This is a genomic window from Streptomyces echinatus (genome assembly GCF_014203595.1).
Classification (GTDB): Bacteria; Actinomycetota; Actinomycetes; order Streptomycetales; family Streptomycetaceae; genus Streptomyces; species Streptomyces echinatus.
The window spans coordinates 330,617-352,021 of record NZ_JACHJK010000003.1 but is presented as its reverse complement, the minus strand read 5'-3'; the positions used below and the strand labels follow the sequence as shown (position 1 = coordinate 352,021).

The 21,405-nt window shown below is 70.2% G+C and carries 19 protein-coding genes and 2 pseudogenes; 8 read left to right on the top strand and 13 right to left on the bottom strand.

The annotated features are described in order from the left end of the window. Positions 1-32 precede the first annotated feature (32 nt). Positions 33-2,312, bottom strand: a complete 2,280-nt coding sequence (locus FHS34_RS10180; RefSeq protein WP_184963442.1) for an ATP-binding protein — start codon at positions 2,310-2,312, stop codon at positions 33-35. 264 nt (positions 2,313-2,576) lie between these two features. Continuing rightward, on the bottom strand, positions 2,577-3,242 hold the full coding sequence (locus FHS34_RS10175) for a pyridoxamine 5'-phosphate oxidase family protein (RefSeq protein ID WP_184963440.1): 666 nt from the start codon (positions 3,240-3,242) through the stop codon (positions 2,577-2,579). A 279-nt stretch (positions 3,243-3,521) separates the two neighbouring features. On the opposite strand from FHS34_RS10175, the gene FHS34_RS10170 reads away from it, so the two are divergent. Then, positions 3,522-4,511 (top strand): L,D-transpeptidase, encoded by a 990-nt coding sequence (locus FHS34_RS10170; protein ID WP_184963438.1) that lies wholly within the window; start codon positions 3,522-3,524, stop codon positions 4,509-4,511. 154 nt (positions 4,512-4,665) lie between these two features. Here the strand turns inward: FHS34_RS10170 and FHS34_RS10165 are convergent, their stop codons facing one another. From FHS34_RS10165 to FHS34_RS10135, 7 genes and pseudogenes are all read right to left on the bottom strand, one after another. Then, a complete protein-coding gene (locus FHS34_RS10165) occupies positions 4,666-5,304 on the bottom strand; it encodes a VOC family protein (protein WP_184963436.1) in 639 nt (212 codons plus the stop codon). Positions 5,305-5,462: 158 nt separating this feature from the next. Beyond that, entirely contained in the window at positions 5,463-5,834 is a 372-nt protein-coding gene (locus tag FHS34_RS10160) for a type 2 periplasmic-binding domain-containing protein (protein ID WP_225817327.1), read from the bottom strand. Further along, entirely contained in the window at positions 5,831-6,196 is a 366-nt protein-coding gene (locus tag FHS34_RS10155) for a hypothetical protein (protein ID WP_184963434.1), read from the bottom strand. Before FHS34_RS10155 ends, FHS34_RS10160 begins: the two co-directional genes overlap by 4 nt. A gap of 174 nt (positions 6,197-6,370) precedes the next feature. Continuing rightward, on the bottom strand, positions 6,371-6,904 hold the full coding sequence (locus FHS34_RS10150) for a GNAT family N-acetyltransferase (RefSeq protein ID WP_184963432.1): 534 nt from the start codon (positions 6,902-6,904) through the stop codon (positions 6,371-6,373). Positions 6,905-7,088: 184 nt separating this feature from the next. Then, the gene (locus tag FHS34_RS10145) at positions 7,089-7,520 is read right to left on the bottom strand and encodes a hypothetical protein (RefSeq protein ID WP_184964255.1); all 432 of its coding nucleotides are present in this window, start codon (positions 7,518-7,520) and stop codon (positions 7,089-7,091) included. 161 nt (positions 7,521-7,681) lie between these two features. Then, positions 7,682-7,822, bottom strand: a pseudogene (locus FHS34_RS44140) (IS1380 family transposase); the annotation flags it as partial. A gap of 69 nt (positions 7,823-7,891) precedes the next feature. Next, a complete protein-coding gene (locus tag FHS34_RS10135) occupies positions 7,892-8,494 on the bottom strand; it encodes a DUF4328 domain-containing protein (RefSeq protein ID WP_184963430.1) in 603 nt (200 codons plus the stop codon). A gap of 146 nt (positions 8,495-8,640) precedes the next feature. Between FHS34_RS10135 and FHS34_RS42445 the strand changes: the two are divergent. Then, a pseudogene (locus FHS34_RS42445) lies at positions 8,641-8,887 on the top strand (aldehyde dehydrogenase family protein); the annotation flags it as partial. Positions 8,888-9,104: 217 nt separating this feature from the next. Here the strand turns inward: FHS34_RS42445 and FHS34_RS10125 are convergent. Continuing rightward, complete coding sequence (locus tag FHS34_RS10125; RefSeq protein WP_184963428.1) at positions 9,105-10,349, bottom strand: NADH:flavin oxidoreductase/NADH oxidase family protein; 1,245 nt, start codon at positions 10,347-10,349, stop codon at positions 9,105-9,107. A 95-nt stretch (positions 10,350-10,444) separates the two neighbouring features. Here FHS34_RS10125 and FHS34_RS10120 point away from each other — a divergent pair, with 95 nt between their 5' ends. Further along, entirely contained in the window at positions 10,445-11,044 is a 600-nt protein-coding gene (locus FHS34_RS10120; protein WP_184963426.1) for a TetR/AcrR family transcriptional regulator, read from the top strand. Positions 11,045-11,208: 164 nt separating this feature from the next. On the opposite strand, the gene FHS34_RS10115 is transcribed toward FHS34_RS10120, so the two are convergent. After that, a complete protein-coding gene (locus tag FHS34_RS10115; protein WP_184963424.1) occupies positions 11,209-14,067 on the bottom strand; it encodes a hypothetical protein in 2,859 nt (952 codons plus the stop codon). A gap of 627 nt (positions 14,068-14,694) precedes the next feature. On the opposite strand from FHS34_RS10115, the gene FHS34_RS10110 reads away from it, so the two are divergent. Then, positions 14,695-15,243: a carbonic anhydrase gene (locus FHS34_RS10110; RefSeq protein WP_313148995.1), complete on the top strand. Its 549-nt coding sequence runs from the start codon at positions 14,695-14,697 to the stop codon at positions 15,241-15,243. Positions 15,244-15,441: 198 nt separating this feature from the next. After that, a complete protein-coding gene (locus FHS34_RS10105) occupies positions 15,442-16,701 on the top strand; it encodes a SpoIIE family protein phosphatase (protein ID WP_184963420.1) in 1,260 nt (419 codons plus the stop codon). 203 nt (positions 16,702-16,904) lie between these two features. Here the strand turns inward: FHS34_RS10105 and FHS34_RS10100 are convergent, their stop codons facing one another. Further along, complete coding sequence (locus FHS34_RS10100) at positions 16,905-17,327, bottom strand: hypothetical protein (RefSeq protein ID WP_184963418.1); 423 nt, start codon at positions 17,325-17,327, stop codon at positions 16,905-16,907. Between the two features lie 350 nt (positions 17,328-17,677). Further along, positions 17,678-19,627, bottom strand: coding sequence for a M28 family metallopeptidase (locus FHS34_RS10095; RefSeq protein WP_184963416.1), 1,950 nt, complete (start codon positions 19,625-19,627; stop codon positions 17,678-17,680). A 650-nt stretch (positions 19,628-20,277) separates the two neighbouring features. Here FHS34_RS10095 and FHS34_RS10090 point away from each other — a divergent pair. The 3 genes from FHS34_RS10090 to merT are packed head-to-tail and all read left to right on the top strand — an operon-like array spanning position 20,278 to position 21,351. Then, positions 20,278-20,613, top strand: a complete 336-nt coding sequence (locus tag FHS34_RS10090; RefSeq protein ID WP_184963414.1) for a hypothetical protein — start codon at positions 20,278-20,280, stop codon at positions 20,611-20,613. After that, positions 20,610-21,056: a MerR family transcriptional regulator gene (locus tag FHS34_RS10085; protein WP_184963412.1), complete on the top strand. Its 447-nt coding sequence runs from the start codon at positions 20,610-20,612 to the stop codon at positions 21,054-21,056. Before FHS34_RS10090 ends, FHS34_RS10085 begins: the two co-directional genes overlap by 4 nt. Continuing rightward, on the top strand, positions 21,037-21,351 hold the full coding sequence (gene merT / locus FHS34_RS10080; RefSeq protein WP_184963410.1) for a mercuric ion transporter MerT: 315 nt from the start codon (positions 21,037-21,039) through the stop codon (positions 21,349-21,351). The genes FHS34_RS10085 and merT overlap by 20 nt, the downstream gene beginning before the upstream one ends. Positions 21,352-21,405: the final 54 nt, after the last annotated feature.

Below are 21,405 nucleotides of genomic sequence, written 5' to 3'. Positions count from 1 at the left end.
ACGATCCCGCGAAGCCGGCAGCGGGGGCACGTTCACTGCGCGTCGAGGCGGGCGAGCCGGTCCCGGGCGTGCTCCACGCGCCGCGGATCGGCGTCCGGACCGAGCGTGAGACAGCGTTCCAGGGCCTCCCGTGCCTCGGCCGTGCGGCCCGCGCCCAGCAACGCCTCGCTGAGCTCGGTCAGCTGCCGGCTCTCCATGGCGGTGTTCCCCGTGGCACGGCAGATGCCGACGGCGGTCCGCCAGTGGGCGACGGCCTCGTCCCACCGCTCCAGGCGGCGATGGTTCAGACCGAGCCCCCCGTGCACCCCGACCCGGGTCATGTCAGCGGCATGCGGTTCGATGCGGTCTCCGGCCTTCTCCAGCCAGGCCAGTACGTCCTCGTAGGCGGCGATGGCCGCCACGCTGCGGCCCTGCGTCTCCAGGATCAGGGCACGGGAGTGCATGCTCTGCAGCGACCCGTGCAGATCGCCGGCGGCCTCGAACAGCCGGGCCGCCCGTTCGTTGTGGTCCAGTGCCTCGGCGGGCTCGTCGAGCAGGCGATGGGCCCAGGCAGCGTAGTTGTGGGCCCAGGCCTGCTGGCCCGGGTCACCGGCACGCTCGGCGGCCCCCAGCGCGCGTGCCGAGCGGTCGAGGCTGTCGCGCGGCCGGTCCTCGCAGATGAGCAGGGCCCAGGCGTGGTAGTTGAGCTGCGTCGCCTCGACCAGGGGATCGTTCAGAGCCCTGGCGGACAGGACGGCGGTGGCGAAGACCTCGGGCCAGTGCCCCCAGAAGATCCACTGGTCGGAGAACCAGTGCAGCGACTCCGCCACCTCCACCACCGTCGCGTGCTCGCCCGCCGCCGCGGCGGCGCGCAGGGCCGCCAGCCAGTGGGTCCCCTCCGCCTGCAGCCACGCACGTGCCAGCCCGGCGTCGGACAGGTCGACCATGCCCCGCCGGCCGGCCGGCGGGGCACCGTGCTCGGGCTCGTACCAGCGCCCGGCGACGACGGCGGTCTCCAGCAGCCAGCCGTACATCGCCCGGCGGGCCCGGCCGGACTCGGCTGCCGGTTCCTCGGCGCTCAGGCGGGCGCGGGCGTACAGGCGCAACAGGTCGTGCAGGCGGTAGCGGGTCCGGTCGGTGCCGAGCAGGCCGGCCTCGACCAGCTCCTCCAAGGTGTCCTCGGTGTCGAAGAGGTCCTGGCCGGTCAACTGCGCGGCGCAGGCCGCACTGACGTCCGGTCCCGGAACCAGTGCCAGACGCCGGAACAGTCGGGCGGCGCCGGAGGTGAGCTGGCGGTACGACAGGTCGAACGCGGCCGTGACCGTGAGGTCGCCGGCGGCCAGCGCGTCGAGACGCCGTTCCTCCTCCGCGAGCCGGTCGGCCAGATGGCGTACGGTCCAACCGGTGCGGGTGGACAGCCAGTTGCCCGCCACGCGCAGCGCCAGCGGAAGATGCCCGCAGCGCCGGACGACGTCCGCGAGCGCCTTCGGATCGGCCGCGGCCCGTTCGGTCCCCACCAACGACGTCAGGAAGACGGTGGCCTCCTGCTCGGTCAGCTGGGCGAGCGGCATCCGGTGGACGTTCTCCAGGCCGGTGAGCATGCGCCGACTGGTGATCAGCACCAGGCCCGGGCCGGTGCCCGGCAGCAGGGGCCGTACCTGGGCCTCGTCGCGGGCGTTGTCCAGCACCAGCAGGCACCGCCTCCCGGCCAGCGCGTGCCGGTACAGCTCGGCCCGGCCGTGCGCGCCGGCCTTCGCCAGGTCACGGTCGGGCACGGCGAGTGCCTTGAGCAGGCCCAGCATCAGCTCTTCCGAAGTGGGCGGTTCCTCGTCCATGCCCCGCAGGTCGACGACGAGCCGTCCGCCCGGGAACCGCTCGGCCAGCCGCTCCGCGGCGTGCAGGGCAAGGGTGGTCTTGCCGGTCCCGGGAGGACCGTACAAGGCCACGACGACAGGATGGCCGGCGGTGTCGTCGGGCCCGCCCGGCGAGGCGGCGTGTGCGCCGAACTCCGACAGCCGTGCCAGCTCCTGGTCGCGACCGACGAAGTCGTCGATGCCGCTGGGGCGGACCCGCACGCCCACCGGACTGTAGGCCGGGGTGCGCCCGGTCCGGGCGGCGGCCAGCAACTCCTCCCGCTGAGCCCTGTCCAGTCCGAGACCGCCCGCGAGAGCGGCCACCGTCCGCCGCTGCGGGGCCGAGCGACGTCCCCGCTCCAGGTCACCGATGCCCCGGACACTGACGCCCGAGGCCTCGGCCAGGGACTCGAGCGTCAGCGACTTCGACAGCCGCAGACGACGCAGAAGCGCCCCGAACACCACCTGATCGCTGGACAACCCCGCTCCTCCCACTCGTCGTGCCCTCCGACGCGACCACGACGACCCGGAAGACGATCATGAACAATCCTAGGCGCTGGTCTCGGCACGGCGAGCGGAGAGCGGCCGGTGCGGATGATCTCGGTTCGCGCCGGCCCGACGGACTTCCAGGCCCCACCCACGCCGTGAAGACGCCTTGGCCAAGCGCCACGCACCGGCGCTCGGCGCTCGGCCTCAGGGTTCCCCTGCGAGAGCCTGGTCGTCGAGGAGGGACCCAGCCCCAAGTCACTCGTAACGCAGGCGCAGCGACTCCCGTTCGTCCTCCTCGATCTGGTCGACGGTCAGGCCCGGCAGGTTCAGCTGGGCCAGCGTCACCTGGGCGCTGGTCGGCTGGGCGTCAGCCGGCACCCACCGCTCCGGTTGCCAGGCGTTGGCGCGCATCAGCGACTTCGGGCAGTGCGGATAGACCTGCTCGACGTGCACCACGAGCGCCGTGACCGGTGGTTTGCCGACGGGGGTGAGCTGGGAGAGCAGTTCGGGGCGCGCCGAGACGCAGGCGCGGCCATTGACGCGCAGCGTGGTCGGGCGGCCGGGGATGAGGAAGAGCAGGCCGAGGCGTCCGGTCCGCAGCACGTTGTGCAGGGTGTCGAGCCGCTTGTTGCCGGTGGCGTCGGGGATCACCAGGGTCCGCTCGTCCAGCACCGAGACGAACCCGGCCGGGCCGCCCCGCGGCGTCACATCCGCCCGGCCCTCGGTGTCCGCACTTCCGATGAACACCAGTGAGGAACAGCCGATCAGCGCCCGGGTCTCCTCGGTGAGGTGGTCGATCTCCTTGCGGAGCGCGTTCGGGTTCGGCTGCGGGTAGAGCTCGCGCAGCTGGTCCGGGCTGGTGAGGGCGTCCGCCCGGAGGGACTCGAAGAGCAAACCGGCGGGCCCTGTGTCGATGATCATACGGACGACCCTAGAAGAGATGCGGAGCAGTGCGCGGGTCAGCGGGTGATCTCGCCCGCGTTGGCCGGTCGCTGTTCCCCGGCGCGGTCGGAGCTGCGTGGCGGTGCGATGCCGGCCCGTACCGAGGCGGATCGCGGCGAGCGGGCGCCCCGTCCTTGATCCGCTGTGCACCAAGACTTGAGGCGGGTTTTACGCGTTGCGTGCAACTGGGGCCTGTCCCCCGCCGTCTGACAAGAAGCGGCCCTCACAGGGCGGAAGAGTGAGAGAGCGGAGCGAGTCGTGGGACGGCACAAGGGCGGCACGGTCGGGATCGCGCTGGTCACAGGTGCGCTACTGCTGGGTGCGAGTGCCTGTGGCGGGGGCGGCGGTGACAAGGCGAGCGGGGACGACGCGAAGGCGTCGGGCAAACCGAGTGTGAGCGCCTCGCCGTCGGCGACGAAGCCCGCGGGCCCACCGATGCTGCTGGAGACGATCACTCCACGGACGGGAACCACGGTCGGCGTGGCCATGCCGATATCGGTGGTCTTCACGGACCCGGTGGCGACGAAGGCCCGGGCCACGGTGGAGAAGCACATGAAGGTCAGTGCCTCGCAGCCGGTGGCCGGCGCCTGGCACTGGTTCGGCGACAAGCGCGCCGACTGGCGGCCGAAGACGTACTGGCCCTCAGGCACGAGGGTGAAGATCGACGTCGACGTGAAGGGCGTCAGCAATGGCAATGGACGCTACGGCGTGCACGGCTACACGCACACCTTCAAGGTCGGTGACGACGTGCGCGCGAATGTCTCGGTGACCGGCCACACCATGAAGGTGACCCGGAACGGCAGGGCGGTGCGCACCCTGTCGATCAATGCGGGCAGCGCCCAGTATCCGACGTGGAACGGCACGATGGCCGTCATCGACAAGCAGGCGAAGGTCCACATGACCTCCTGCAGCGTTGGCATCAGCTGCGACAAGGGCAGCTCCGACTACTACGACCTGACACTGCCCTGGGACGTCCATCTGACCCAGTCCGGCACGTACGTGCACTACTCCACCGGCGACCCCACGCCGGGCAGCGGCAGCGCCCGTGGCTCGCACGGCTGCGTCCACCTCTCCCTGTCGGACGCCAAGTGGTTCTACGACCAGGTCAAGCAGGGCGACCCCGTCACCATCACCGGTTCGCCCCGCGCCAAGGCCCCGGCGGACAACGGCTACGCCGCCTTCAACCTGGGCTGGGACCAGTGGCTCGCGGGCAGCGCGTCAGGAGAGCAGCCGACCGCGACGCTGTGACCCCGTGATGACAGCCATTCCTCCGACGAAGGCCGGCCCGGGGTCGGCGACACGTCGCGGCGTCCAAGCTGATGTCGGCCCGGGGCCGGTCGGCTGTCGGACGTAGGGATGGTGATGCCGGCGCTGCTCCGTGGACTGCGAGGGGTGGCTTCGTTCAGGTGGTGGCGGTGAGTGGGGAGTTGGTGCCGGCTTCCCAGATGAAGTCGTCCGGGTCGTTGCAGGGGCCGGCGGTGCCGGAGAGAACGAGTCGGTGTGATCCGGTGCCTTCGTCGGGGACCCCCGCGTCCTTGGCGAGGGCGCGGCGCTTGTACAGGGCGAGCTTGATGTGTCCGGCGTCGCTGGTGAACTCGACGTACTTGCTGCCGAAGCTTCTGCCGACGTTCAGGCCGCGGTCGGTGTAGTACTGCTTGGTGGCTTTGACGTCCTGGACGCCGAGCAGGAGTACGAACTCGTCGAAGTCGGGTGTGACGGGGGTGGTGTTCTTCTTCGCCGAGGTGGCGATCTTGATGATGGTGCCGTCGGGGGCCTGGAGGACGCCGCCGTAGCCCCAGAGTGTTTTGGTGGCGGGCTTGAGGAGGGTGGCGCCGGCGTCGAGGGCGGTCTTGATCAGGGCGTCGGCGTTGCCGGGCTGGGAGACCACCAGGGACAGGGTGAATCCGCGGAAGCCGGTGGTGGCCGCTTCGGTCGCGCGCAGGCGCAGGTGCGGTGAGTCGGGTCCGAGGACGGTGGAGTAGAAGCGGGTGACGGCCGCGAGGTCGGCCACTTCCAGGGTGACGGCGTCGATGGGGTTCATGCCTACGACGGTAGGCGTGAGGGGGCGGCCGGCGCTTCTCGAAAACTGACCGCTTGCGCACCACGCGGGCACGCCCCTGGCGGCACTCGACGACGACCGGACACCGCGTCCGGGATCTGGCCTCACCCGGCTCGCGGCGCACCGACTCGGAGGCCCGGTCAGTCAGTTGACGGCGCGCCCGCCAGGCTCGTGGTCCCGGCTTCCTCCCCCTTCCCCGAACCGCCGGAGAGCCGGCGCAGCAGCGCGGTGGCGATGTCCAGGAAGTCCGGTACTGGGCCCGTGCAGCCGTCCTCCGGTACCGCCAGGCACGTCTCGACGGGCGGGGCATCGGTCACCGCCCGGTAGACGAGGCCGGGGCGGGAGTACGTGCCCGCGATGCTGACGGGCACGAGTGCGATGCCCTGACCGGAGGCGATGAGTTCGAACTTCTCCTCCAGCGAGGACGTCCGACGAGTCCGGCCGTCGAGGACCGGTTCGCCGTCGAGATCGGCCAGGGTGAGGGAGCGGCAGCCGGCCAGCGGATGCGTCACGGGCAGGCAGGCATCAGCGCGGGAATTCCCCACACGACGAAGGTGAACCGGTGGGTTCCCGTCGAGACCTCGATCTGCCTCTTGATCCCCCTGGAGGTGTCCCGCAGCCCCGAGACCACGGGCATGAAGGTACTGAACTGGCCGCGGGCGCGATTGGCGAAGTGCGAGCAGAGGACCAGCCGGTAGTTCGTCACGTGCAGCTGTCCGCCGATCGCCTCCGATCCTTGCATGCGGACCGTCCACATCAAGCCGTCGTGAGAGAAGCGTGTCAGCCCGGCCTCATCGACCTTCACGACGGCATTCGCCTTCTTGGTGAGCTGCACGGCCTCGCCCGACAGAAGGTCGTCCGGCCTCAGTGCCATACCCATAGTTCCCCCTGGTCCGTGCGGCACGGCGTATCGGCCTCGCGGTCGGCCCTCATCCTGCCCGCTGGGCCCTAGGCCATCAACAGCTTCTACGCGGTGAGCATGTCAACTACGCGCCGCGGACATGGGACGGTGGACGGCTGTCTGGCGGTGATCGACGCCTTGGCCGGTTCAGGCCTGGTACGCGGTGAGGTCGATGGCGTGAACGCACAGCGGGTAGCCGTACTCCGGGTGTGCCGTCTCCCGCTCGGGCACCATGCCGAGCTTGCGGCTGACGTTCTCGGAGGCGTTGTCACCCACCCGGTTGATGCTGATGACGCGGTCCAGGCCGCGGTCCTGGAGAGCGAACTCCAGTGTGGCGTGGGCGGCTTCGGAGGCGTATCCCTGACCCCAGAACTGTGAGCCGATCCGCCAGCTGATCGCCACGGCGGGCATCACCTCCGGCAGGAACTCGGGCACGGACAGTCCCGTGAAGCCGATCAGTTCGCCGGACGCCAGCAGCTCGATGGCGAAGAGTCCAAAACCTTCCTCGTCCCACTCCTCCTCCCATCGCTCGATGTCCTCGGCCGTCTGGTCCAGGTCACGCACCGAGCCGTCGTCGATCCAGCGCATGACTCGGGGGTCGGCGTTGATGTCCGCCATCGGCGCGAGATCGTCGTCGTGCCAGTTACGGAGGAGGAGGCGGGGCGTGCGAATTTCGGTCATACACCCATCCTGCCGAAGGCAACGGCCTCATCGGTAATCCGGGCACCACGACCCCGTCACCTCTTCCGAAGCCCGGCCTGGGCCGCTTCGTGCCATCGCCACGCCGTACGACAATTCGGCGGTCCGCTACGAGGCGACCGTCCTGATCGCTGCCATCGACGAGTGGCTGTATCGGGACCCGTCGCTAGAGCTCGTAGTCCTGGGCCAGCTCCTCCCAGCGGATGCTGCGCAGCGCAAGGTCGGCGCCTTTGCCCGACGGTACGTCCAAGCCGGTCTGGAACCAGATCACGGTGAGAGCGGAACGGTGCAGCACCGGGTCGAGTGCAGAGGCGACCGCTGTCGAGCGGAAGGCGCCGATGCAGGCCACGGAAGGCAGCACCTCAACGGGGCCGAAGGCGCCGGCAGTCTGGTCCGGATACTCGTGGGAGGGGGGAACCACATGGACCGGCGTGGCGGGAAACGCACGTTCAGCCTGCCGCTGGAGGCTCCTGACCTTCATGTCGTTGACGGGCCTGCACGGGTAGCCCTCCAGCATTCCTCCATAGGCCGAAGACATCCGCAGCTCGATGAGCTCGATCGAACGTCCGGACGAGAGGGCTATGCGGCTCAGCGATATCCCGACACCCTATGCGCAAGATCCACTTTCGACACGCGGCCTTGGCGGGGCGTTCCTTGCGGACGTTCAGCCGCATGCCACCCATGCCTCACTTGAGTGGCTCTCCAGGCCTGCCCCCGTGGCTGTCGTGGTCCATCGGAATGACCATCACCGACATGCCTGACCTGAGTGGTGGTGATGTGATCGCTCGCGGGGTCGGAGCCCGCATCGCCGGGCCGCAACCGCGTGGCCACCGGTTCCCCGGAACCGGCTGGGCCGGGGTCGACGAACGCGGCGAGCGGATGACGGCCGAAGGTCTTCTTCGCCAGGTAATTGCCGGTCACGCGCGCAGCAAGCCACGTCGCTGTGGGGGAGTGCGTCGGGAAACTGCCTCACGCCTGGGTGAGAGGTGCGACCGGAACGGTGGCGTCGAGCGCGGCGCTCTGCAACGCGGTGATGCGCTCGATGACGAGCCCCAGCAGCACGGCCGCCGCGATCATGAGAGCCTCCGCCACGACGAGGAGGGCCATCGATTCCGGGGCCACCCGGCCCCCCACCACGAGCACCACCGCGTGCGTGATCCAGGCGACCCACCACAGGTTCACCAGTGTCGTGTCGCGCTTCTGTTCCCACGACGCGGAGCTCGCACTCCCGATGTCGAGGACGAACTGGCGCGGGACAAAGAAGTTGACCACCGGTATGAACCACGCGCCGATCGTCCAGCCCCGACTCGGGACCGAAGCCCGGGGGGACAACTCCTGGGCGTTGCGCCGGGACCGGGCGAGCCACGCGAGGAACAGCACGATCGCAAGAGTCATCAGATAGAGGAAGATCATGAAGATGAAGCCCGACTTGTGCAGGGACGCATCCGTGTGGCGCAGATGGTGATCCCGGGCCGCCGCCGCGCGGAACACGTCCGCCACGGCGGCCGCCGCTATCGCCGCCTGCGCGCAGCGGGCAAGGACCCAGGGAGCTTTGCGGGCGGTGCTCGTCATCGTCTTCGGCCTGTCTCGGAGGCGTGTGCGGCCGCAGCGGACGCCGGGGCGGAGTGATCATAGGGTCTGCTCGCCCCACGTGCGTATGACTTTCGAGTCGTCGGTCGCGGGGCGATCCGCAACCGGTTCGTCGACGCGTTCGTCATACCGTCACCGCGCACGTCGACGACGCCGTCACCAAGGGCGCCACCGTCCTCGTCGGCGGAAAGGCGCGGCCGGACCTGGGGCCGCTGTTCTACGAGCCGACGATCCTCGCCGATGTCGCCCCCGACCTGACGCTCCATGAGCAGCAGTGTCGACGAGGCGATCGCGCAGGCCGATGCCACGCCGTACGGCCTCAATGCCGGCGTCTGGTCCGGTGGCGGGGCTCGCGGCCGGGCCGTCGCCGCCCGCGAAGGGCCGTCCGGGCGTCGGCCTGCCACGCGCTCAGTGGGGGATGCCCGCCGAGCCTCGTCCCTGACGGTCACGCGCACTCCCGGAGCGGCACGTCCGGGCGATGACGAGGGAGTGATGCCGCCGGTCGGCACGACGGGCAATACGGCGATCGACCGGAAGGGCCCCAGGTGGTCGCGGTGAGCGATGAGCACCTGGGGCCCTTCCGGTGGCACGCCTACGCGGCGCCCTGTGACGCGGACAGCCAGGCGCGGTAGCGGCGCAGGGCCCGTCGCTGCTTTCGCTGCTCGGAGATGAGGGCGAACGCCGGGTGGGTGCCGGGCGTGGGGCGGCTGCCGCGGGCGATGCGGCGCATCTGGTGGCGGACCTGGGCCATTCCGGCAGCCGAGGCGAGGGCCTTGTCGGACCAGGTGACCGGACGCAGCCGCTCGTCGGCCTCGCGGCCCTGGCGCCAGCGGTCGGGCAGGTCCGGGGTGACGGCGAGGGCGGTGCCCATTCCGATGATCGCCACGCCGCTGTCGAGGACTCGTTCCGCGGTGTGGCGCCGGGTGATGCCGCCGGTGAGCATCAGCGGCAGCGGGCTGGTCGTGACCAGGTCCTTTGCCAGGTCGAGGAAGTACGCCTCACGGGCCTGGGTACGCTCGTCGGCGGGGCGGCCCGACATCGCCGGGCTCTCGTAGCTGCCGCCGGAGAGTTCGACCAGGTCGACGCCGAGCGGTGCGAGCATCGCGATGACCTGGCGCGCGTCGTCGGCGTCGAAGCCGCCGCGCTGGAAGTCGGCGGAGTTGAGCTTCACCGCGACCGCGAAGGACGGGGAGACGGCGGCGCGTACGGCGCGAACGACGTCCAGCAGCATCCGGGCCCGGTTCTCCAGTGATCCGCCCCATCGGTCGGTGCGCTTGTTGACCAAGGGGGACAGGAACTGCGACAGCAGGTAGCCGTGCGCGGCATGGACCTCCACGCCGTCGAAGCCCGCCTGTTCGGCCCGCCGGGCCGTGACGGCGTACCGGGTCACGGTGGCCTGGATCTGCTCGGGGGTCATGGCGACGGGGCGGCCGAAGCGGCTGCTGTGCTTGCCCAGGTCGACGGCGACCGCGGAGGGGCCCCATACGACGCCGGGCATGTCGGATCCGATCTGGCGGCCGGGGTGGTTGATCTGCATCCAGATCGCCCCGCCGCCGGACTTGCCGGCTCTGGCCCACTCGGCGAAGGGCTCCAGCGGCGCGGCCTCGTCGAGCACGACGCCGCCGGGGCCGGTCAGTGCCTCGGCGTGGACCATGACGTTGCCCGTGATCAGCAGTCCGGTGCCGCCGGCGGCCCAGCGCCGGTACAGACCGAACAGCTCCTTGTCCGGGAGCTGGCCGACGCCGGCCATGTTCTCCTCCATGGCCGCCTTGGCGATCCGGTTGTTCAGTACGTGCCCCGAGCGCAGGGACAAGGGCGCGAACAGCTCGCTGGTCATCCGAGTTCTCCACTCCATTTCAGTCGCTTACCATGTATGCGGCGTTCACATTAGAGCAGCGATGTAAGCAACGTAAACATGAGGGAGGGTGAGGTATGTCGCAAGCGGGCGGCACCTATCACCACGGCGATCTGCGCGCCGCCTGTCTGCGCGCCGCGCGGGAACTGCTCGAGGAGGACGGCAGCGCCGGGCTGTCCCTGCGGGCCGTGGCCCGGCGGGCCGGCGTGTCACCGACGGCTCCCTACCGCCACTACGCGGACCGTGACGCGCTCGTCTCCGCGGTCGCCGCGCAGGGCTACCGCGAACTCGCCGAACACCTTGCCGCGGCGCATCCCGCACCCACGACTCCCGACGAGCTCGCGGCGGTCGCCGTCGCCTACGTCCGCTTCGCGCTGGAGCGCCCGGCGCTGTTCCGGGTGATGTTCGCGGAGCCCTGTGATCCGAACAGCGAGGAACGGGTCGCCGCGACCACCGCGATCTCGGAATACCTCCGCGGCATCGTCCGCGGCGCCTTCCCAGGCGCCGACGCGGAGGCGCTGTCGACCACGGTATGGGCCCTCGTCCACGGCCTGGCGTTCCTGCACCTCGATGGCAAGCTCGACACCTCTGGCCCCGACGTGGTCGCCGACCAGGTCCGCGCCTCCGTCCAAGCACTGTTCACCGCCCCCGCGGCGCTGTCAGGGGCGGGGGAATAGCGGGCCGCGTGGCCTCTCACCGGTGCCTCATGCGCCGTCATCCGGATCACCGGCTTCCGGATCGCCGGCTTCTGGAGTCACCGGCTTCTGGAGTCACCGGCGCGGCCGGCGTGGGCAGATGGTCCTCGCCCCGCACCGGCCGCCGAAGCCTGGCCCGGACAGGTCTAGAGACCCGATCCGGGCGAGACGCGCAGGCCTGTCGTACCGTCGTACCTCCCCAGTTGCTGGGTGACCGTCAGCCCGTCCGGATCCGTCGCGGTCACCTCCAGCCGGTGGGTGCCCGGACCGAGGGAGCGCACCTCGAGGGAGCCGCCCGTGACGGATGCCGGTGAACCGTCGACCTGCCAGGTCAGGGCGGGGCCGGTGAGCGGGCCGTGCTGTGGGGAGTGGCCTTGGACGTGCAGCAGGGGGCCGTCGGAGTTCGCCGGCAGGAACCTCGGAGGCCGCAGGGGCAGCGAGAAGGGCGGGGTCTGAACGTACGCGGTGTGGTAGCCGTTGGTGGCGATGACCTGGACGAAGCACCGGCGATGGCCGGGCAGGGCACGTAGGTCCAGGTCGTAGGAATCGCCGGTGAGGCCGACGCCCGGCCGCAGGACGATGCCGCCGTCCGCATGGGAGAACCGCACGAAGAACGTGGCAGGCGGATCGGTGTCGGTGTCGCCGCCTACCTGCTGCCAGCGCAGGTGGAGGATCCCCTCGGTGTCGATCTGCGGATGAGCGGCCGGCGCGAGCAGGGCGAACCGTGGCGGCGCGGGTGGCACCCGGAGAGCGCCGAGCTCGGTGCCGTTCAGTCTCAGGACGATGCGGCGGGTGTGCTCGTGATAGGGCAGCCGGGCGGTGAACGTGGCCTCGGGTTGGGTGGCGGACTGGAACCGCGGCTCGGTCGCGGCGCGGGCCAGGATCTCGCCGGTGGCTGATTCGAAGGACACCTCGTAGCCCTGTGCGGACGCGGCACGAGCGGAGGCAGGCTCCGTGGCGGTGCGCAGCGCCGGACTCCAGCTCACGGTGCCGGAGGCCGACAGACTCCCGCGGACGCGGACGAAGGGGCCTGGGAACGGCACGCTCGTGGGGACTGTGGTGGCGGCCAGTTCGAGCGGTGGACGCGGGGTCCGTGCGGCGCGCTGCGCCGCATGCTCGGCGAGGAAGAGGCGCAGCCGGCTCCAGTGGTGCACGCCGATCCACTGGTCGTAGGGAGTGGTCGCACCCGGGGCCCTGCAGTAGCTCATCAGGTCGGGCACGGTGGCCGGGTAGACGTCGAGCCGGACCGGATCCACGCCCACATCGCCGATCGAGCCGTCCGGCGGCCGGTAGTTCGCGTCGGTGTTCCCGGGCTTGTCGTTCTGCGGACCGCACGGTGCGTGATCCAGGCCGTAGACATGGCCCAGTTCGTGCGCCACGGAACTGGTCAGATCGGAGTACCCGAAGGCAACGTTGTCCTCCCTCCTGGAATCGCCGACCCGCTCCATGTGGGCACGCCTGTCCACGAGTGCGTACAGCTTCTTGTAGTCGGCCGACTCCTCCTGCACGTCCTCCAGGTCGTTCAGGAAGTGCTTCATCCCCGCCAGAGTGCCCAAGTCGCGGGAGGTGTGGATGACTTCGTTGCCCGGGAGGAGCCAGTACCGGATGCTCTTCGCGGGATCCTCGGCGATGGGATACACCTGCGTCAGACGGTTCACGGCGGTGATGTACTCCGCGTCGCCGGGCGCCGGCACAGTGTCGGTCTCGACCCGGACCATCAGGATGTCCAGCGTATGCGCGGCGAAGACGTCCAGGAGGAGTTCCACGGGGTTGCTGACGGAACCGGTCACCGAGGCCTGCACGAGGATGCGGGCCTTGCCCGGGACGAGCCGGTCGGCGGGGATCCGGAAGTTGAGCGTGTGGCCCAGTTCGGTGCGCTGAACGGCGTCCGCCGGCCTGGCCGTGACCGGGGCGAGAGGAGTCGCTTTGTAGGCGCCGTTGTTCAGGTCGAGGGTGCCGGTGACTCCGGTGACCAGGCCCCCGCCCTCCTCCGGGCTGACGCCGGAGTCCAGGTAGACCCTGACCAGGGTGGTGCGGCCCGCGACGAGAGGGACGGCGTTGTCGGGGGCCACGGGCGAGTGGAAGGCCTGGACGGCCTGGGTGACCTCGACGCCGGTGATCTGCAGGTCCGGCGTGGCGTCGGGAGGCAGCACCTCGGCGCTGAGGGTGACGAGGTAGCCGGGATGGGTCTGGTCGGTCTGCGTGGGGCCGAGAAGGAGACTGCCCAGGGTCGCCCGTTCGGCCGGGTCGATGACGAACATGGCCCGGCCGAGGAAGTTCTCGTACCTCTCGGCACTGGGCCAGAGGTCGTCGTCGTGGCTGTAGGCCTCCATGAAGAAGCGCGTGGGTCCGTCCATCACCAGGTCGAAGACGGTCGTGGGGGTGCCGTACGAGAGTGGGAAGAGCGCTTCGTCGTAGACCCGGTCCCCGTTGTTGTTCCAGCGGAGCAGTTCCCGATCGGTCGGATCGGTGTGGCCCTGGGCTCGGATGTAGAGGGCCATGTGCGTGAAGTCGCTGTTCTCGTCGTTGATCAGCACCAGGTCTTTCCAGACCAGCCGGACATGGGAACGCTGGGCCGGCGGGACGGCCTGCGCGTTCGCCGTGACGACGATGCCCGGATGACCGTTGTCGGTGGTGGTCGGCCCGATCAGCAGACGCCCCAGGGTAGCCGGGTCGCGGTTGTCGATGAGGACCTCGGCCTCACCCAGGAAATTCTCGTGGTGCCCCTCGTCCGGCCACTGCACGTCGTTGTCGGTGTAGGCCTTGACGGAGACGCGTGCGGTACCGTTCAAATCGAATTGCAGTACGCTCGGCAGGGCGGGATCCCCATCCAAGGGATAGTCGAAATTGTCTTCGACCGGCCCGTTGCGATGGTTCCAGCGGAACGAGCCCAGTTCGACGCCATCGGTGCCGGTGACGGTGCCGTACAGGCCGATTCGCGTGTCACCGGCCTCCTCGTCCTCGAAGACATAAAGGTTTTCGAACGATACACGCAGCTGGGTCATGAGCCACCTCCGGAGTTCGTCGACTCGTCCAAGTTCTCCGTCTGCCGGACCCATTGTCAACGGTGTTAAATTGCAAGGGAATTCACGCCATCGAAGTGCGCCGGGATACGCCCCGGTGTGCCGAACTCCGGTTCGACGGAGCAGGGAGAACAGGCGGCTCGGCGTCGGACCGCCCCGCTGCGCGGTAATCGTGTGCGTCGATCATGGTTGAGCGCCACGCTGGGCCCCCGACCGGGCGCACACGCGCGGCCCCGGACTCCACGGCGCTGACCCACGGCACATGGCAGCAGAGGGTCGATCGCGGCCGGCTCGGATGTGGGCTGTCCGTGGCAACGTGACGCCCGCCCGCTTGTGCCTGCTCCATACCATCCGCCCCACGCTGAACACTTTCCCCGGTGGTGACGCGGGGACGTGGTACAGCGGCAACGAGGGGAACGGCCGATGGACAGAGCAGGACGCCTGGACCGTAGAGCACTGCTCACCGGGGGAATCGCGTGCGCCACCGCCGCCCTCTCGGGGTGTTCGTCGATCATAGCCTCCCCGGTTGCGGCCGACGCTTCGCCGAGCCCGCGTCCGACCACACCCTCCGCGGCATGGGCGAGACTGATGAAAGGCAACGAGCGCTGGGTGAGCGGAGACCTGCAGCACCCCGACCGCGACCCGAACCGGCGTCAGTTCGTCGCCCAGGAGCAGCAGCCCTTCGGGGCGATCCTTTCGTGCATCGACTCCCGAGTACCGCCTGAACTCCTCTTCGACACGGGACTGGGCGATCTTTACGTGATGCGCACGGGCGGGGAGACCATCGGCCCGGTGGTCACCGGTTCGGTCGAGTACGGGCCCATGACCAGTGGCACCCTGCTCATCGTGGTCCTCGGGCATCAGCGCTGCGGCGCCGTCAAGGCGGCGTACAAGTCCATCCGTGACGGCGAACCGCTGCCCGGCAACCTGCAGGCGATCGTCAAGGCTCTGCAGCCGGCGTACGACCAGGCAGCCCGGAAAGGCGGCACCGACCCGGTCGAGACCATGGCACGTGCCCAGGTCGAGCTGACCGCCACCAAACTGCGCTCCAACCACGACCTCGCCCCCCTCGTCGGAAAGGGTGCCCTGGCCGTGGTCGGCGCTTATTACTCGCTCGACACCGGCAAGGTCGAAGTCCTGGCCGACGCGCCTTCCTGAACCCAAAGGCCCCTCGAAGCGGCCTCTGATCTCCGATTACCAGCCAGTAACAGCTCGAAGCAGGCGGTTCCCGACCGCGACGCGCATCCGCACGCCCGCAGGGCGTACGCGGCTGCACCGCGGCTCGCGAAGGGCTTCGGCAGGCGCGGGAGCTGCACCTTTCGTAGATTGAAGAGCGAGCGACTGGCAGGAAAGCGTGTGACACCGAAGACCGACTACGCAGGGGTGTTCGCAGCCCTTCCGAGCCCGTGCCTGGTGCTCAGCACGGACCTGGTGATCGCCGACGCCAATGTGGCCTTCTGCGAGGTGACCGGACGCAGCCAGGCCGAGCTGCTCGGGCAGTACCTCTTCGATGTCTTCCCGGACAACCCCGCCGATGCGGAGGCCGACGGAGTGGCGACGCTGAAGGCTTCACTGCACCGCGTCCTGTCCTCACGCCAGACGGATCACATGGCGTTGCAGAAGTACGACATCCCGATCGCCGGCAACCCCGAGGTGTTCAAGGAACGGTGGTGGACCGCGATCAATGTGCCCGTCCTCGACCCGGACGGAAAGGTCGCCTGGATCATCCACCGGTCCGAGGACATGACCGACGTCGTCCGCGCCCGAGGCACGGGGCACCCGCAGACGATCAGCCCCGGCCGGGAGGCGGCCATGGAAGCCGAGCTGTACGCCCGGGCCCGGCAACTGCAGCAGCTGAACGAGGAACTGCGGCAAGCCCACGCCCGTGAACGGCGCATCGCCGTCGCCCTCCAAGAGGCCATGCTCTACTCCCCGGACCTGGCCCGGCACCCGGACATCGCCGTGCGCTATCTGCCCGCGACCGGATCACTGAACGTGTGCGGCGACTGGTACGACGCCGTCGACCTGCCCGCGGACCGCTTCACCGTCGCGGTCGGCGACGTGGTCGGCCACGGGCTGATGGCCGCCACCGTCATGGGCAGGCTCCGCAGCGCGCTGAGCGCCGCCACCCGCACCGTCCACGGTCCCGCCCAGGCACTGGAGGTCCTGGGGCTCTACGCCCGCTCGGTCGAGGGAGCACTGGCCGCCACGGCCGTCCAGGTCCTCATCGACTGCCACAGCCAACTGCTCATCTACAGCAGCGCCGGCCACCCTCCGCCCGTGCTGCTGCACCCGGACGGGTCCTGCGAGCTGCTCGACCAGGCCACCGACCCACCGCTGGGCGCCCGCCCCGAGCACGTCCCCCGCCCCCAGGCCAACGTGAGCTTCACCCCCGGCGACACCCTCGTCCTGTACACCGACGGCCTGATCGAACGCCGGGGTGAGGACATCGACGTCGGTCTGACCCGCCTGACCTCGACGCTCGCCGCCTGCACCGAGTTCGGCGCCGAACACCTCGCCGACGCCCTCCTCGCCCGCCTCGACCTCACCAGCGGGGCCGACGACGACATCGCCATCGTCGTCGTCCGTCTGAACGGACCGACCCGGCGGTCCTGATCCGGCCGGCCAGTGCCGTCGTCACTCGATCGGCCTACTCCGTCCTCGGGAGCGCGGGCCTGACCGCTCTCCGCGGCTACCGGGCTCCTCCGGGAGTACGCGGAGGAGCCGTGCCCGGACAAGGGCACGGCTCCACTGGGCGAAGCGTCGGGGGACCTTCTGCAGGCAGGGCCCGAAGACGCCGTGCCAGGGTGCGAGGCCCTCTACAGGACGACGGCCGCGTCCTCGCGGGCGTAGCTGAAGCCGTCGCTGTCGAAGTAGAAGACGGTGACCTTGACCTTGTTCCCCTTGACGAAGTGGGAACCCGTGGCCGGGCGCATGTTCACCTGTGCCTGGTGGCTGTTGCTGTCACAGATGAGCTTGTCCCGCTTGATGGTGCCGGCGGCTGTCGCCACGTCGTGGGTGCCCAGCGTCTGCGCGTTGGCCACGAGTTGGTGATCCAGGCCGGGATCGCAGGAGTAGGCGACCTTCACCTGTACGTCCGGCTTCTGGAGCGACACCTTCTCGATGGTCAGTACGTTGGCTTTCGCCATCGCCGAGGGGGCTGCCGCGAGGACACCCGCACCGGCGATCAGGGCCGCGGCCGCGGTTCCGGCAAGGCGTCGCCGGGTGCCCGTTGACCTCATCTATTCTCTTCCTTCCCCCATGCGCGGTCACCCATGGTCAGAGGCCGGAGGAGTCTCCGGCGGGCGGGTGACCGCGACAGTTACCTGATGCGCCTCGTGAGACGGGTTCGACGTACGCGACGTTCCATTCAGGCGCGTGCTGATCGTGCGCTCGCCTCCCATCGCCCAGGGCGTGCAGCACTGCCGCCAAGTCCACGTCCGCATCGCCGGGGTGCCCCACTGGCCCCGAGGACGGTGAGAGCGCGTGCAGCCGGGACGGCGTGGACGTGCCCAGATCGACGTTGTCCAACCACTGGCAGATCCTGCGCGAAGCCGGAGTCACCCAGACCCGCCGGGCGGGCAAGGCTGTTCTACAGCCCGGCGAGCGTCAGGGCGGTCGTCGTGACGCAGCGGGCGATCGAGGCCGCGAACTGCGTGTCGTGGTCCTCGTCGAGGATGGTGTCGCCCGGCGTGTGGTACTGCCGGGTGCCGGTCCCCGGTGTGCCCTGCGGGGACGAGAAGAGGTCTTCGGAGACGGCGACGGCCGCCCATCCCCGCTCATGGAAGCTCGCGTGGTCGCTGCGCCCCACGGCAGGGTCGTCGGCGCCCGTGAGCTGCTGGACCGTCACGTCGGAGGCGATCTCCCGGACGGTTCGTGCGACCAGGTCGCCTAGCGCGTCGGACGCGCCCACGACCGGTCCCGGCACGGACGAGCCGGCATGGATCTCCACCGTCGGCGCGCTGCCGCTCTGCAGACCGGCGATCATGTCCATCTGGAGGACACCGACGATACGGTCGCCCGTCGCCGCGGCGGCGCGTGCGTAGAACTTGCTGCCCACCAGCCCCTGTTCCTCGGCATTGAAGAGGACGAAACGCACCGTGCGGGTCGGTTGCCTGCCGTCCGCGATGAGTGCACGAAGGCATTCGGCCGCGGTCAGCACCGCCGCGGTACCGCTGCCGTCGTCGTCCGCGCCGGGCGCTGGGTCGACCGCCGGATCGTAGGGGCGGGGCCGCCCGTCCGCATCGACGAAGTGGCCGCTCGCCGCGGTGGAATCGAGATGCGCCGTGACGAGTACGGCGGAGTCCGCGCCCTCGACCCGGTGCTCCGCCTCCAGATTGAACAGGCGGTGTCCCCGCCATCGGAACGCATGTCGTCGCACCGTCAGCCCCAGCTCCTGGAAGCGGAGGCTCAGCGCATCCACGACGCGCGCGTTGTCCGCGGCCGACGCGTCACGGCTACGGACTTTCCCCGGCTGCCCGGCGACCAGCGGGTCGACGCCGGAGAGACGCGCCACATGGCCGCGCAGAGCCTCCGGCGTCACGGCCGCTCGCACCGCGGCGACGGTCTCCGGGGACGGGACACCGTTCCCGGAGCCCTCGGCCAGCCCCTCGACCGCGAACTCCTCGGTCTGCACCTCGCCGGGACGAGACAGGAGTGCCGGGTCGGGAAGGAGGCGTTCGGTGTGGCCCGGCCGCGCGCCGGGCGGGTGTACGTGCTCAATCGCCGTACCAGCGGGGGCGGCCACATAGACGCCGCCCGGGGCCGGCCCGAGCGAGCCGACCGGCGGGGCCTTCCCCGCCACCTCAGCGCAGACGAAGCCGTACGCCGCCGCGGCACGCAGGACCGTCTCGGTGTCCGCTGAGGACTCGTCGGAAGCGTCCGTGAAGCCTTCGGGCATCGTGACTGGCCGGTCGTCCCGGACCAGGAAGGCGGCGGTGTCCTCCACGCTGCCCCGCAAGTCGGTGATGAAGCCGCCTCGTTGAAGCACCTCGGCCCCGAGCGTGGTTGCCATGGCGAGCACGAGCCGGTCGGAGGCGACGTGCACGGGAACCACCTCGGTGCCGTTCGCCAGCGCCTCCAGCTGGGCGAGGGTACGGCCCTGGGGCAGGCCGATCCTCGTCCAGAGGACGGGGCGGTTGTCGACGGCGGCCTGGGCGAACACGGGGTGGGCCGCGGTCCGCATGCCCGCTGTACGGGCCAACGCGCGCTCGTCGTGGTCCTCTCCGACGAAAACGCAGCCGTCGGCTGTGCCTTCCGCGCTCGTGACGGCCTCGTCGAATATGGCCCGGCTGGTCTTCGGGCCCCAGTGGATGAGGCGGTCGTCCGCGAACTGCCCGGCGAACGCCTCGTCGAGGGCCGCCGCGGCGCGCTCGGCCGCACCCTGGCCGGGGCCCGGGTTGGAGATGATGCCCTTGCGTACGTCCGCGAAGTGATCCAGCACGTCCAGTACACGGGGCCTGGGGCTGAAGCGGAGGGAACCGTCGGCTTCGAAGCTGACATCCGCGAGTGTCGCTCCGATGTCGAAGAAGAGCACGGCCATGGCGGCGTCCTTCGTCGGCGTCTTTCGCTGAAGGTGGAGTGGCGCAGACGGGACGGCGCCCGGCCCCCGAAGCCCCTGGGACCGTCAGCCGTGCGCGATGGCCCGCAGCCTGCATACTGCTGCGGGGACTCTCTCCTCCTCCATCCTCAGCCCTCAGCTCTGATCCCGCATGCCGGATGAGGGACCGGGGCGGCCGTACCCATGCGCGCAGCACAGGTCGATCAGACCCTGACGGCATCTCGACGAACCCTGGAGACTTCGGCCAATGATCTCGACCGGCGCGCACGGCCGGGTGATACGCCGTCATGACGCATCGCGACGGCCGGACCTTCCGTCCGAGGCCGCAGCCGGCCCACGCACCGTCGTCGTCCAGCCTCGAGGTGCTGGCCTTGCAGCCGGTGCCAGTCGCCCTCCAGCGGAGGAAGCATCGAATGCCTTCCTGACGAATCTCCCGGTACTCGGTCTTGGCCCCCGTGGGAGCTCGGATCGCCGCCGGCCCGTCAACAGTTCCTCCAGCGCATGCGAACCGGGGGAGCGGCGCCAGGAATGGTCGGTCCAGTCCCTGATCGGGGCTTGCAACCGGTACCTGGGTACAGGTTTACCGTCCGAGGTGTTCCCCCTCGGGGGACATGACGACGGGAGTGAGCACGATGAGTAGTGATCTGGCGTGGGTACCGCAGTCCTGCACGCTGCCCACCGAGCAACGGCCCCTGCGGGTCGCGGAGTGGGATGAGCTGTTCACGGAGCGGCTGACCGCGCTGTCGCGGCCTGAGCCGCTGCGGCTGCACCTGGACCTGGCCGGCGGACCGGGCGTCGAGGAACGGGTGCGGGACCTGGCGGAGCGGGAGGGCTGCTGCTGCTCGTTCTTCACTTTCACCGTCACCTCGGCCGAGGACCTGATCGGCCTGGACATCGCGGTGGACCAGCGGCACGCCGCGGTGCTGGAGGCTCTGGCCGTGCGGACCGTCGCCGGAGGGCAGCGGTGAGCGCCGGGCTGCGCAGCGGGCAGGTCGCCGAGGCGGCCGGGGTGAACCTCCAGACCCTGCGCTACTACGAGCGGCGCGGTCTGCTGGCCGAGCCGGAACGCAGCAACGGCGGCCACCGCCTCTACGGCGAGGAGGCGGTGACCACGCTACGGGTGATCAAGGCCGCGCAGCGGCTCGGCTTCACGCTGGAGGAGGTCGCCGAGCTCTTGGAGGCGGGCCGTCAGCGACACGGCCGCCCCGTCGGGGGGCTCCAGGAGCGGGCACAGGCGAAACTCGCCGAGGTCGATGCGAAGATCGCCGACCTCACCACCATCCGCAACGCCCTGGCCGCTGCCGTAGGAGCCGGGTGCGACGACCTGACCGTCTGTGCCGGAAGTTCCTGCTGCCCCATCCCCTTCACCGGCCTCGCCGAGGAGAACCGTCATGCCGGACCCTGCTGCTGACCCGCGCCCCCACCGGGCACCGAAAGCCCTGGGCGGCCTCGCCGCTCTGGCCTGCGTGGCGTGTTGCGCTCTGCCGGTCCTGGTCACAGCCGGGGTCGTCGGTGCGGGCGCCGGGGCGGTGGTGGGCTGGCTGCCCGCCCTCGCCGTCGTCCTGGCCGTGCTCGCCGCCGGGACATGGTGGCTCGGCCGGCGCCGCGACTGTTCCTGCGGGCCGAAGACCGCCGGCGGGGACGGGTGCGGCTGCAAGACGTCGGGGGAACCACTGAAGATCACGGGCGGAGGGCGCCGGGCTTGACCTGCCGGTACGGCGAGGAAGCGGTTGATCGGCCGGCGTTCATCGGGACGGCCG